The sequence below is a fragment of the Phytoactinopolyspora limicola genome, from assembly GCF_011320225.1.
GTDB classification, from domain to species: domain Bacteria; phylum Actinomycetota; class Actinomycetes; order Jiangellales; family Jiangellaceae; genus Phytoactinopolyspora; species Phytoactinopolyspora limicola.
In genome coordinates, this window is record NZ_JAAOEN010000003.1 from 342,695 (window position 1) to 356,019 (window position 13,325).

Genomic DNA, 13,325 nt, shown 5'->3' on the forward strand with positions numbered 1-13,325 from the left:
GTCGAAACATTAACGTAACGCGGCATGAGCCACCGGCAACCATCAACCGAGCGCACCCACTGGTGGCGTGATGCGGTTATCTACCAGGTGTACGTCCGCAGCTTCGCCGACGCGAACGGCGACGGCGTCGGAGATCTCGCCGGCGTCCGGACCCGGTTGCCGTACCTACGCGATCTCGGAGTGGATGCCCTGTGGTTCACGCCGTGGTACGTGTCGCCGATGGCCGACGGCGGGTACGACGTCGCCGACTACCGCGCCATCGACCCCACCCACGGCACCCTGGCCGAGGCCGAGCAGCTGATCAGCGAAGCCCACGAACACGGGTTACGCACCATCGTGGACATCATCCCCAACCACGTCTCCGATCAGCACCCTTGGTTCGCGGCCGCGGTCGCGGCCGAGCCGGGCAGCCCGGAGCGCGAGCGCTTCTGGTTCCGGCCCGGCCGCGGTCCCCAGGGCGACGAACCCCCGAACAACTGGACCTCCAACTTCGGCGGGCCCGCGTGGTCCAGAACGAAGAACCCGGACGGCACCCCCGGCGACTGGTATCTTCATCTGTTCGCCCCGGAACAACCCGACCTCAACTGGAACCACCCCGACGTCGCCGCCGAACATGAGGACGTCATCCGGTTCTGGTTCGACCGAGGTGTCGCCGGCATCCGCATCGACTCCGCGGCGCTGCTGGTGAAAGCCCCGGAACTACCCGACGTCGGCCCCAACCTCGCTCCCGGCGATCATCCCCACGTCGACCGCGAGGAACTCCACGGCATCTACCGCCGCTGGCGGGACATCGCCGACAGCTACCCCCAACCACGGGCACTGGTGGCCGAGATCTGGCTACCGGACATGCACCGCACAGTGCGGTACCTGCGGCCGGGTGAACTCCATGCCGCCTTCAACTTCGACTTCCTCACCTGCCCGTGGGACGCCACCCGGCTGCGCGACCGCATCGACACGACGATCCACACCCACCGCGCGGTCGACGCCCCACCCACCTGGGTGTTGTCGAATCACGACGTCACCCGCCCAGTCACCCGGTACGGCCGTGCCGACACGTCGTTCTCGTTCGAGACCCGGCGCCGCGGTGTCCCGACGGACCTGCGGCTCGGGGCGCGCCGCGCCCGCGCCGCCGCCCTGCTGGCTCTCGCGCTACCTGGTTCGGCGTACATCTACCAAGGCGAAGAGTTGGGGCTGCCAGAGGTGGAAGACATCCCACTCGAGCACATCCAGGACCCGATGTACACCCAGTCCGGGGGTGTCGATCCCGGCCGGGACGGCGCCCGAGTGCCGCTGCCCTGGTCCGGCCAGGCCCCGTCGTACGGCTTTAGCCCACCCGAGGCCGCGGCCGAGCCGTGGTTACCCCAACCCCCGAACTGGGCCCACCGCACCGTCGAAGAGCAGGCGGGTGACCCTGCGTCGTTCCTCTCCCTCTACCGGACCGCCCTGCGGATCCGCCGCGCCGAACCCGCTCTGGGCGACGGCCCGATGAGCTGGCTGGACAGCGCCCCCGACGTCCTCGCGTTCACCCGAGGCGACGTGTGCTGTGTGGTCAACCTGTCGGCCACACCTACCCCGCTACCACCACACGGGCGGGTGCTGGTCTCCAGCGGCCCGCTCCCCGACGGCCAGCTCCCGCCCGACACCGCGGCCTGGCTACGCTTCCCGCCCTCTCCGAACCGAACGGAGCCCGCACGATGACGAGTACCCGTATCCGGATGGGCGTCGCCGCCCTGGTTGTGACCCTGGGCCTGGCGGCCTGCGGTGGCGACGACTCCGCCGACGACACCAAAACCGACGACGACGCCGGCGCTACCGACGAGTCCAACGTCGACGACGAGGTCACCATCAGCGTCAGCAACCTGCCACCAGCCACCGAAGAGGGCGACCGGCAGGCCTTCCTCGCCCGCGTCGACGAGTTCGAAACCGCCTACCCACACATCACCATCGAACCGAGCGAGTACGAGTGGGATGTCACCACCTTCGCCGCGCAGCTCGCCGGCGGGACCCTGCCGACCACGTTCCAGTTCCCGTTCACCGACGGCGGGAGCCTGATCGCCCGCGGTCAGGTCGCCGACATCACCGACGAGGTCCGGCAACTTCCCTATGCCGACGACGTCAACCCGAGTGTGCTCGAGGTGGCACAGGACGACACTGGTTCCATCTTCGGCGTGCCGATCGCCGCCTACGGGATCGGTCTGCACTACAACCGGGAACTGTTCGCCGAGGCCGGGCTGGATCCCGACCAGCCTCCGACGACGTGGGACGAGGTACGTGAGTACGCCCGGACCATCGCCGAGGAGACCGGGCAGGCCGGCTACGCGCAGATGACGCAGAACAACACCGGCGGCTGGATGCTCACCACGTTGACGTATTCCCTGGGCGGGCGGATGCAGGAGGGCGCCGGTGACGACGTCACGGTCACCGTCGACAACCCCGCCACGGCCCGTGGGCTGGAGATGCTGAAGACGATGCGTTGGGACGACCAGTCGATGGGTGACAACATCTTGTTCGACTGGGGCACCATCAACCAGGCGTTCGCCGCCGGCCAGATCGGCATGTACATGGGTGGCTCCGACGTCTACAACAGCCTGGTCACCGAGAACAACATCGACCCCGACAGCTACGGTCTCACCGTGTTGCCGCTCAACGGCGCCGACGCCGGAGTGCTCGGGGGCGGGACCATCGTTGGTGTCCGTCCGGATGCTAGCGCGGCCGAGCGGGCTGCCGCGGTGGCGTGGATCGACTTCTACTACATGGCCAAACTGACCGACGAGGACGCCGCCGTCGCCGACGCGCAGACCCTCGCCGACAGCGGCGCACCCGTCGGGACACCCGCACTGCCGGTCTTCGACGCCGACCAGTTGGCCCGCTCCGACGCGTGGGTGGCCGACTACGTCAACGTGCCGCTGGAACAGATGCGGTTCTTCAAGGACAACATCCTCGACCAGCCGCTCGTGCCTGAACCGCCGGTGCGTGGCCAGGAGCTCTACGCCGAACTCGACGCTGTCGTCCAGGCCGTGCTGACCGACAAGAACGCCGACATAGCGCAACTGCTGGCCAACGCCGACGCCAACGTCACCGCGCTGGTCGAGAGCAACTGACAGTCCCGGCCACCTGAGAGGGAGGGTTCCTGGTGAACGCGACGGTGCGCTGGGTCCGCGGCGGCGGCCTGAGCACGCTGGTCCTGCTCATACCGCTGCTGCTGGCGTTCGGATATTTCGCCTGGTTCCCGATCGGGCGAGCGGTGGTCATGAGTTTCCAGGAGACCAACCTGGTCGACGCCCCCGCCTGGATCGGTCTGGACAACTTCACCAAGGTGCTGAGCGACCCGCTGTTCTGGACGTCGATCCGCAACACGGTGTACTTCACCGTCTTGGCGCTGATCTTCGGCTACCCGGTTCCGCTGGCGCTAGCCGTACTGATGCGGGAGTTCCGTCGCTTCACCGGGTTGATGAGTGTGCTGGCGTATTTGCCGGTGGTGGTCCCGCCGGTGGTTGCGGTACTGCTGTGGCGGTTCTTCTACGATGCCAGCTCCACCGGGGTGTTCAACACGGTCCTCGGATGGTTCGGCCTGGGCCCGTTTCCGTGGATCCAGGACGCGTCGATGGCGATGCCGTCGCTGGTCCTCCAGGCCACCTGGGCGAACGCCGGCGCCACGGTCATCATCTATCTGGCGGCACTCACGTCGGTGCGGACCGAGTTGTACGACGCCGCCGAGGTGGATGGTGCGGGAGTGTGGCGCAAGGTGTGGCACGTGACGCTGCCGCAACTGCGCAACATCCTGTTGATCACGCTGATCCTTCAGGTGATCGCTACCTTCCAGGTGTTCACCGAACCGTTCCTGATGACCGGTGGTGGCCCGAACAACGCCACCACCACCATCCTTCTGCAGATCTACAACTATGCGTTCCGATTCGGCGACTACGGGGCGGCGACGGCGTTGTCGCTGTTGCTCGCGCTGTTCCTGGCGGTTATGTCCGCGCTGTACTTCCGCGCCACCCGATCCTGGAGCACCTCATGAGCAACCCCGTACACGTCCCGGAGCGGTCCACTACTTCGCGGCCGGCGGAAGCTCCATTGCCCGCCCCGCCGGCCGCGAAGCCCCGGTCACGTCGGTCCGACCCCGCTGACCGGGGCATCCTGTCCGTCTTCGACCGCCGCCGCGGCCGGGTCCGCTGGATCGTGCGGATCGCGCAGACGGCCGTGCTGTTCATGCTGGTGGTGGCCAGTCTCGGGCCGATGTTGTGGCTGGCCAAGGCGGCCATCAGTACGACGCAGGACACGCTGCGCAGCCCGATGGCGTTCTGGCCGAGCGGCTTGGACTGGGAGAATCTCTCCACCGCTTGGAATCAGGCCGAGATCAGCCGGTATTTCGCCAACACGGTCTGGCTGGCTATGGGGTCGTGGGTGGTTCAGCTGTTGGTGGCCACCACCGGCGGCTATGTGCTCTCGGTGCTGCGGCCGCGGTATTCCCCGGTGGTGACCGGTGCGGTTCTAGCGACGTTGTTCGTGCCCGGCGTGGTTGTCCTGGTGCCGCTGTTCCTGACCGTGCTCGACCTCCCGGTGTTCGGGGTGTCTCTGCTGAACACCTACTGGGCGATCTGGCTGCCGGCCGGGGCGAACGCCTTCAACGTGCTGTTGGTCAAACGCTTCATGGACAACCTGCCACGGGATGTGTTCGAGGCGGCGAGGGTGGACGGCGCCGGCCCGTTCCGGCTGCTGTGGATGGTGGTCTTGCCGATGTCGCGGCCAATCCTGGGCGTGGTGTCGATCTTCGCCGTGCTGAACGCGTGGAAAGACTTCCTGTGGCCGCTGATCGTGCTGCCGGAGCCGACGCTGCAACCGTTGTCGGTGCGGCTACCCACCATCCGCGACACGGTGGAGTTGGACGTCTTCCTCGCCGCGCTGCTCATCTCGACACTGCTACCGATCGCCATCTTCCTGGTCTTCCAGCGGCTGTTCCTTCGCAACGTGAGCCTGGGCTCAGCTGTTAAAGGCTGACCTCGAGGTCGTGGTCGGCCAGCACCTCGTCGATCACGGCACGCTGTTCGGCCGCCGTGTCGGGGTCGGAGTCGATGGTGCCGGCCAGGACGATCAGCGCTTTCCACAACGCCCATCCGCGGGCACGTGCCCATGCCCCGGAGTCGGGCTCGACCACCTCGCGGAACGCGGTGCGGCTCGGGCCGGAGAACATAGTCCACGAGATCACCAGGTCGCAGGCCGGGTCTCCCACCCCCGACGTGCCGAAGTCGATCACGGCGGTCAGCGAACCGTCGCGGACCAGCAGGTTTCCGTGGGCGATGTCGCCGTGAAACCACACCGGCGGGCCGGTCCACGTCGCGTCGAGCGCCGACTTCCACACCGCGGTGGCGCGTTCGGTGTCGATCCGGCCGGCCAGGGAGTGCAGCGCCCGGCGGGTCTCGTCGTCGTAGTGCTCCGGTGACGTACCCCGGTAGAAGCTGTGCGCACCCGCGAGCGGGCCGTCGGTCGGGTCGGCTCGTCGCAGCGCGAGGACGAACTCGCCCACCGACTCGGCGAAGGTCACCATGTCGGCGGTCCGTTCCGGCTGGGCGGTGTCGCCCGGGATCCATCGCCGCACCGCCCACGGATGTGGATAGCCCTCCCCCGGCTGCCCCAGGGCCAGCGATTCCGGGATAGCCAACGGCAGCACCGGGGCCAGCCGCGGCAGCCACCGGTGCTCTTTCTCGACGGCCGGAACGTAAGCCTCGTGGGTGGGCAGCCGCACCGTTAGGTCGTCGCCGAGCCGGTAGGTGCGGTTGTCCCAGCCCTCGACCTCCACCGGCCGGACCGGCAGCGACGCCCAGTGCGGGAACTGCGCCGCGATCAGCCGTCGAACCAGCTCCGCGTCGATCCCGGCTCGCCCATCACGCTGTTGTTGGTCAACCACCCCCGGATTCTGTTCGATCCGGCTACGCCCGGGCAACCGACTTTTCCGACGCTGCCGTAGCCTCGAATCATGGTGGCCGACCCGCACGTCGACGTGTCGCGGATCGGCCCACGCCGCCAACGCCTGCTCACCGACGACGGCACCGTCATCCACGCCGAACACTCCCCCGCCCGGTCCGGCAGCCGCGACCTGGCCGTCGTCGTCGCCCACGGATTCATGCTCCATTCGGGGCATCCTCGGCTCCGCCGGATCGCTGCCTGGCTGCGGGAACGCGCCGGTGTGGTGTTGATCGATCTCCGTGGTCACGGGCGTTCCGGGGGCGAATGCACGTTGGGATGGCGTGAGGTTCTCGACGTCGACGCCGCGGTTAGCTGGGCCCGCTGGCTCGGATACCGCTCGGTGGCTACCGTCGGGTTCTCGCTCGGTGCCGCCGTCGTCCTGCGGCACGGGGCGCTGTTCGGCGGGGTCGAGCGGATCGCCGCGGTCAGCGGCCCCGGGCAGTGGTACTACCGCGGCACCCCCCGGATGCGTCTCTTGCATCAGCTGGTCCTCAGCCGCCGAGGACGTCTCACCATCCGGATGCTGCGCCGCACGACGGTCGCCAGCCGGGAATGGACCGAGCCCCTACCTATCGACCCGGTCGAGGCGGCCGGGCGGCTGGCCGCGCCGCTGCTCGTCGTCCATGGCGATCGCGACGACCTCTTCCCCGTCGAACACGCACAGCGGCTCAACGCCGCGGCCGGCGCCAGGGGCACTCTCTGGCTGGAGCCTGGTTTCGGCCACGCCGAGGTGGCCGTCGGGGCCGACCTGGGCCGTCGTCTCGCCGGGTGGCTCGCACCGGCCCCTCGACCAATGGCGTGACCTGCTCTTTCCGCACGCTTGACTCAACGCTGACTCAACCTTGACTCGGTGGCGGCAGGCTGCCATCGGACAGGCGGGGTGGGTACGACGAGAGGGGACCGACCATGCCCGAACAGACACGTGAGACGACGCGGTTGCTGCGCCGTGGCAGCCGGGGCGACGATGTGAAGCGGCTCCAGCAATCCCTGGCCAGCGCCGGATTCGACCCCGGCCCGATCGATGGGATATTCGGCGCGCTGACCGAGGCCGCTGTTCGCGGCTTCCAGACGGCGCACGGCCTGGTGGTGGACGGCATCGTGGGTCCCCGCACCCGCGAAGCCCTCGCCGCGGCCGGCCCGGGGCCTAGTCCCGGTCCAGGTCCAGGGCCTAGTCCGGGGCCCGGTCCTGGCCCGACACCAGCTACGGGTGTCGACTGGTCCACCGTCGATGGTGATACCCGGATGCGTTACGTCATGGACCGCCTGGTGGGCCACTATGGCTATCCGGTCAACGGCGCCGCGGGTGTAGTGGGCAACCTCTGGGCCGAGTCCGGAGTCATCCCCCAACGCATCGAAGGCAGCCGGGCGAGCACCCCGATGCGGGCCAAAGATTTCGACGGCACCGTCGTCGACTTCACTGCCGAGCAGGTGATGAACCGCAACCGGATCGCCCGGACCGGTCCGGCCCTTCCCGGCGTGGGTTTGGCGCAGTGGACCACGCCGGGCCGCCGCGCCGGTCTCTTCGAGCACGAGTACAACGGTGCCCGTCTCGGCGCCGACGTCATGTTCGACATGGACGCATCCGTGGACTACCTCGATCACGAACTACGTACCTCGTATCGCCGGGTTCATGGGGTAATCAGCCGGCCGGATGTCAGCGTCGACGACGCCTGCGACGAGGTGGTGTACAACTTCGAGGTTCCCGGTTCGATCCTCGACAACGGGACCAAACTGCCCCGTACCGACCCCCGGGTACAGGAGGTCTTCCGTGGCCGCCGCACCCACGCCGCGCGGGCCTTGCGGGTCCACGAGGCGCAACCGAGATAGGACGCAGAATCATGGGATTCCCACTCAACGATCTCGGTTCCGCCTTCACCGAGCAGATCTATCAGACGGTGATGGGCGGCGACGACGACACAGTCAAACCGAATGACAACACGTTCTTTACCTGGGTCATGCCCGGGCTGCCGTTCAGTGCGGAGGACCTCGAGTTCTGTTCGCTCGGGATCTTCTCCGCCGCGGACGCCGAGACCCAGAACAAGCGCGCTGCTCAGGCGTACAACTTGGCCACACTTCTCGATTTCATCCCCGATATCGGTCTCGCCTACACCAGCGAAAAGCAAGCGGGAATGTATAAACCCGACGCTGAGAAACGGTTGAGTGAGATGTACCGGCAGATCCTGCGTTTCTCCAAGGTGGCCGACTACCCGTTGACCGAGGAGCAGCAGGCCAAGCTGGACAACCTGCGCGGCAAACTGTGGGTGACGAAGAAGGTGACCAATCTCGTCACCGACGAGGAAGACGAGGTGACCGAACCATCGCCGTTGATGAACGCCTACAACGACAAAATGGTGAAGTATCTGGACGCCGCCACCGAATACAACAGCAAGCGAGCGGCCGCCGCCGGCGCTACCGGCGCGGAGGGTAAACAGGCCTCCGCCGACTGGATCCTCAACCAGCAGAACTACTTCCTCAAGGTCAAAGCGGCCGCCGACGCCTGGACCTCCGGCGGGTATCGCAACGAGGTCGACGACATCAACGCCTACATCAACCAGACCACCCAGCGCAGCCTCAAGCTCTGGAAGCAGCAACTGTTGGAGCGCTACGACCAAGCACAGATCTCCACACCAGAGGTCGGGGTGTCGTTCCCGTACACCACACTCGTCCCCGGCGATCTTGCCAACTCCCGTGGCTGGACCGGGCTCAAGATGTCTCAGAACACCACCGAGTGGGCCAAGAGCACTCGGCAGACGTCGTGGCGGGCCGGTGGTGGGCTGAACCTGGGGTTGTGGAGTTTCCGCGCCAACGGCCAACGGAAAGACTCGTCCTACACCGAGAACCACCAGGTGAGCGACTTCTCCTTGGAGTTCGAGATGTGTCAGGCGCTCATCGTGCGGGCGGGTTTCTACCCCGAGTTCTTCTCCAACCGGGGCTGGACTTTGCGCAAGGGTGAAGGCTGGATGTTCGACGACCTTCCCTCCGACGGTGCTCGGCCACCCAAGGGCGAGTTCATCGGCTACGCCACCCAGGCCATCTTCGTCCGTGATGTCACGATCACCTCCGAGGAGTTCGTTAGTGCGTTCCGCAAGACGGCGGCGGAGACCGAGGTCGGCGGCGGGGTCGGTTGGGGGCCGGTCCGGCTGTCCGGCAACTACCAACGCTCCACCGAGAACGAGAACTTCAAGAGCGAGGCGGAGGGGAAGACCCTGACGGTCCCCGGGATGCAGATCGTCGGGTTCGTCAACCATCTGATCGGCAAGGCGCCGAACCCACTCGAAGATCTCGACGACACCGAGTTCGTGTAGCTCAGGAAGGCGCACCATGAGCGGCATCGACGCGACGGTTGTGCTCGGCCTGGCCGGCAAGGTCAATCAGGTGTTCGCTGATGATCATGCCTACCAGTCGTTTCCCCTGGCTCCCATCGGTCTCAAGGCCGACAGCCTGCGGGCGATGGTCCACGACCAACTCAGTGCGGCGGGGGCTCATGCTCACGCCCAGTTCTCCCTCCTGGTCAACGAGATCCCCGCCGGGCCGCTCTGGCAGCCGGCTGGTGATCGACTGTGGGACGTGTACGGAGATCTGCTGACCGGTGGTGTCGTCGAGTTACTCGAGCCACGGCCGACACCGGAACGCACGGCGGCTTATGAAGCCGCGTTCGCGCGGTTGTACGAGGTCGGTGCCGACGGCGTCCCGGTCCCCAGCGACATCGTGGTCGCGTACGAACAGCACCGCGACGCCTACCGGGCGGCATCGATCGAGTACAACAACCGCAAGGGTGAAGCGCTCATGGCCGCCGACGAGGCCGCGCGGAAGGCCTGGGAAGACGATGAACCAGACCTGCGCGCCGCCATCGACGCCGCCCTGGCGGCGTGGCACGGCCCTGGGCACCGCGCCGAGGTGGAGGCCGCCCGGCAGGTTCTGGCCGAACGTGGCACCGATTCGCCGGCCACGGTGTGGGAAGGGTTCCGCCGGCTGTTCAACCCGCTGATGCCGGAGATCTTCTTCCGGTCCACCGTCGAGAACCTGTCGTACGTGCCGACTGGCTACCTGCCGTCCGACGTAATTGACACCGGGTGGCCCCGGATCACGGTCACCGCCGCCGAGCTGCGCCAGCTGGCCGAGCAGGCCCCACCGGAGCTGCGCAGCCGGCTGGGCAGCAGCGCCGACGCCGGTATCACCCGGGTGACGTTCGAGTACTCGTATGTCACGGTGAGCCGGCCCTGGTTCACCCCAGCGTTGTTCGCCTCCCGAGCGTGGCGGTTCACCGATGCCGCCCGGATGCTCTCCGATGGCCAGACCCCGCCCACCGGTGAGTGCACCGCGTACGTCGTCGGCCTCGTCCTTGCTCGCCGGATCACCGTCGAGCGTTCCGGTCAGCAGGCCACCGATCAGGCGATGAGTCTGGGGTTCCTGCCGACCAAGGCGCTGGTCCAGACGGTGGACATCGCCCGCCCGTACACGGTCACCGATCTCACCTCCCGGGTGGCGCTTCGGCAGTCGTTCGCCCAGGTCGCTGCCGCGACGGACACCACGCCGCTGCTGGCCGGAGCCCGCGCCCGGCAGATCGCCGCTAAGAACTATCCGTCGATGCGTACGAGAGCACCCCGGCCCGACCGGCCACCGCGAGCCGGGTCGGAGAGCTCGGCGACCGTCGAATCGACCACCGACCCGAACGACGTGTTCGTCCTCGCCCTGCAGTGTCGGCTGCTCCCCAGATCACCCGATCCGGATCCGGAGTTGCTGGGCAAAGAGCCACGGCGGCGCCACACCGTGGCCAAAGGTGACACTCTCAGCAAGATCGCGGCCAAGTTCTACGGCGATGCCCACCAGTGGCGCTCGATCTATGCGGCCAACCGCGATGTGATTGGCCCCGACCCGGACGTCATCCGGGTCGGCCAGAAGCTCACCATCCCGTAGTCATCGACTCAGGACGACGGGCCGAAGAAATCGGCGATCAGCTCGGCACAGTTGTTCCACGGCGTCAGCGGCGCACCCGGGACAGCAGCGTGCCCGGCCTTGTTAAACAGTGCCTCGCCGGCCGAGCCGGTGTGGATGTGGGCGTGGTGTGCGTTCAACGGCACGGGCTTCCCGGCCGCGAGGTCGACACACTTCCGGAATCCCACGGGGTTGCCGTAGTCGTCGAGTTCGAGGCCGAGGACGAGCATGTGTGGATGTGGTGGTGGTTCCGACTGGGCCGGTGCCAACCCCACCGCGCTGAACAGGAACCCGGCGCCACATGCGAGAGCAAGGACACGCTTCTTCATGGTTCTCCCCCTTCATCCGATGCGGGTTAGGCCCCGCACGATCCGTCATGCTCCAGCTGTGGGGTCAAGAAGTAGTCAAGGCACGTTCAACGCCTCGGTGCTACCTGCTCCGGAGTTCGTACCAGGGGCTCGGGCAGAGTTCGGAACACCCACCAGCTCAGAGCCGGCATCAGGATCAGGGGCGCAAGTGCTATCTGAAGTGACGCCACGTCGGCCAGCCGGCCGAGCGCCGGGCTCAGGACTCCTCCCACGCTGACCGCGAGGCCGAGTGTGATGCCGCTGGCCGTTCCCACCCGGTTCGGCAGGTAGTCCTGGGCCAGGGTGATCTGTAGGGAGAACGGGACATAGAGCCCGGCCGACGTCAACGCGACGAAGACGTAGAGCGCCGGGCCGGGAACAACAACGACACCGGCCACCGCCACCACCGAGAGCAGGTATGACCACCGCACCACCACAACCCGGTCCCAGCGCCGCGCCAGCCGTCCACCGAGTACGGTCCCGACGGCGCCGCCCAGGTATAGCACGAACAGCGCGGCAGTACCCGCGGCCGTTCCGGCGTCCATACGTTGCTGCGCGTACAGGGCGATGAAGGTGCTGAGGCCGACGAAGACGATCGATCGGCACACCACGGCCAGCGACAGCCGGGTGAACGATGACCAATCGTCCGAAACGGACTGGTTGCCGTTCGGGGCTCCTGCGCCGTCATCAGGGGTGGACGGCGGACGGTGCACGCCGCGGGTCAGGCTGCGCACCACGGACAGCCCGAGGACACTACCGGCCAGCGCGGGCACGATCAGCAGTAGCGACAGCCGCAACCCACCCGCGGCCATCACCCCCGCCACCATCAGCGGGGCCAGCGCGAAGCCGATGTTGCCGCCCAGGGAGAACCACCCCATCGCCGTGTGGCCGCCGCGGCTGACGATCCGCGCCACCCGCGCCGCCTCCGGGTGGTAGGCGGCTACCCCGATCCCCGAGATAGCGACGAACACCAGCGTCAGCGGGTACGACCCAGCAACACCGCTCACCGCGATGCCCAGCCCACCGACGATCGTGCTCACCGGGAGGAGCCACGGAACCGCTCGCCGGTCGGTAAGGGCGCCGAACAGCGGCTGTGCCACCGACGACAACAACGAGGCGGCCAGTACCAGCCCTGATGCCGCCGCGTAGGTGTAGGCGCGCTCGACGACGAAGAACGGCACCAGGGCGGCGACCGCTCCCTGGTAGACGTCGACGCAGGCGTGTCCAACGGCTAGGACGGTGATGGGTCTGTTCTTCGACACCCTGTCATCGTCGCCGCGGCGTCGCCTGTCGCGCTTCCGATAATCTGTCTTCTGATGACGGAAATCCGCCACATCGCCTCGGCGCCGACCCGGGCTCAGCCGCTGGCCCACGGCGTGGGCATCAGCGCGCACCGGCACGACGACCATCAGATCGTCTACGCCGCCCGCGGCGTGCTCGCCATTACCACCGACGCCGGAACCTGGGTGGCGCCAGCCACTCGCGCCATCTGGATCCCGGCCGGCACCGTCCACGCCCATCGGGCGCACGGCGACCTCGAACTCCACCTGGTTGGCTTGCCCGCCACGCACAATCCGCTGGGACTGAGCGAGCCCACAGTTCTCGCTGTGTCGCCGCTCCTGCGGGAGCTGATCCTCGAGTACACCCGCACCGACACCCACGACACCCCAGCTGAGCGCCGGCTGCGCTCGGTCCTGCTCGACCAGGTCCGGACCGCACCCCAACAGCCCATCCACCTACCCACCCCAACTGATCCACGGCTGCGCCAGCTCTGCGCCATCCTGTACGACGACCCCGCCGACTCCCGGACCCTCGCCGCACTCGGTCGTGTCGTCGGCGCCAGCGAGCGCACCCTCGCCCGGCTCTTCAAGGCCGATCTCGGTATGACGTTCCCGCAGTGGCGGACCCTGCTGCGCCTCTACCGCGCGGTGGTCCTGCTCGCCGACGACACCCCTGTTACTACCGTCGCTCACGCCTGTGGATGGGCGTCGGCCAGCGCGTTCATCGACGTGTTCCGGACGATGTTCGGCCACACTCCCGGCACCCACCGGGCCAGACCGATCATTTGACTGGCAT

General features: G+C 67.5%; 12 protein-coding genes. 9 read left to right on the top strand and 3 right to left on the bottom strand.

The genetic code is table 11. From position 1 onward, the window contains the following. Positions 1–24 precede the first annotated feature (24 nt). The 4 genes from G8760_RS10490 to G8760_RS10505 are packed head-to-tail and all read left to right on the top strand — an operon-like array spanning position 25 to position 5,001. Positions 25–1,698: a glycoside hydrolase family 13 protein gene (locus G8760_RS10490; RefSeq protein WP_166350610.1), complete on the top strand. Its 1,674-nt coding sequence runs from the start codon at positions 25–27 to the stop codon at positions 1,696–1,698. Further along, positions 1,695–3,101, top strand: coding sequence for an ABC transporter substrate-binding protein (locus G8760_RS10495; RefSeq protein WP_166350612.1), 1,407 nt, complete (start codon positions 1,695–1,697; stop codon positions 3,099–3,101). The genes G8760_RS10490 and G8760_RS10495 overlap by 4 nt, the downstream gene beginning before the upstream one ends. Positions 3,102–3,133: 32 nt before the next feature. Next, on the top strand, positions 3,134–4,021 hold the full coding sequence (locus tag G8760_RS10500) for a carbohydrate ABC transporter permease (protein WP_207782220.1): 888 nt from the start codon (positions 3,134–3,136) through the stop codon (positions 4,019–4,021). Next, positions 4,018–5,001 (top strand): carbohydrate ABC transporter permease, encoded by a 984-nt coding sequence (locus G8760_RS10505; RefSeq protein ID WP_166350614.1) that lies wholly within the window; start codon positions 4,018–4,020, stop codon positions 4,999–5,001. Before G8760_RS10500 ends, G8760_RS10505 begins: the two co-directional genes overlap by 4 nt. On the opposite strand, the gene G8760_RS10510 is transcribed toward G8760_RS10505, so the two are convergent. Beyond that, positions 4,991–5,908, bottom strand: a complete 918-nt coding sequence (locus G8760_RS10510) for an aminoglycoside phosphotransferase family protein (protein WP_166350095.1) — start codon at positions 5,906–5,908, stop codon at positions 4,991–4,993. The genes G8760_RS10505 and G8760_RS10510 overlap by 11 nt on opposite strands. Positions 5,909–5,977: 69 nt before the next feature. Between G8760_RS10510 and G8760_RS10515 the strand changes: the two genes are divergently transcribed. The 4 genes from G8760_RS10515 (at position 5,978) to G8760_RS29790 (ending at position 10,884) form a co-directional block, all read left to right on the top strand. Beyond that, on the top strand, positions 5,978–6,769 hold the full coding sequence (locus G8760_RS10515) for an alpha/beta hydrolase (RefSeq protein ID WP_166350616.1): 792 nt from the start codon (positions 5,978–5,980) through the stop codon (positions 6,767–6,769). Between the two features lie 104 nt (positions 6,770–6,873). Continuing rightward, positions 6,874–7,794: a phage tail tip lysozyme gene (locus G8760_RS10520; protein WP_166350618.1), complete on the top strand. Its 921-nt coding sequence runs from the start codon at positions 6,874–6,876 to the stop codon at positions 7,792–7,794. Positions 7,795–7,805: 11 nt separating this feature from the next. Beyond that, entirely contained in the window at positions 7,806–9,272 is a 1,467-nt protein-coding gene (locus tag G8760_RS10525) for a hypothetical protein (protein ID WP_166350620.1), read from the top strand. A gap of 16 nt (positions 9,273–9,288) precedes the next feature. Next, positions 9,289–10,884, top strand: a complete 1,596-nt coding sequence (locus G8760_RS29790) for a LysM peptidoglycan-binding domain-containing protein (protein WP_207782221.1) — start codon at positions 9,289–9,291, stop codon at positions 10,882–10,884. Positions 10,885–10,892: 8 nt separating this feature from the next. Here G8760_RS29790 and G8760_RS10535 read toward each other — a convergent pair whose 3' ends face one another. Next, the gene (locus G8760_RS10535) at positions 10,893–11,231 is read right to left on the bottom strand and encodes a hypothetical protein (RefSeq protein ID WP_166350622.1); all 339 of its coding nucleotides are present in this window, start codon (positions 11,229–11,231) and stop codon (positions 10,893–10,895) included. 86 nt (positions 11,232–11,317) lie between these two features. Continuing rightward, positions 11,318–12,511, bottom strand: coding sequence for an MFS transporter (locus G8760_RS10540; RefSeq protein WP_166350624.1), 1,194 nt, complete (start codon positions 12,509–12,511; stop codon positions 11,318–11,320). A 54-nt stretch (positions 12,512–12,565) separates the two neighbouring features. Here G8760_RS10540 and G8760_RS10545 point away from each other — a divergent pair, with 54 nt between their 5' ends. Next, the gene (locus G8760_RS10545; RefSeq protein WP_166350627.1) at positions 12,566–13,318 is read left to right on the top strand and encodes an AraC family transcriptional regulator; all 753 of its coding nucleotides are present in this window, start codon (positions 12,566–12,568) and stop codon (positions 13,316–13,318) included. Positions 13,319–13,325: the final 7 nt, after the last annotated feature.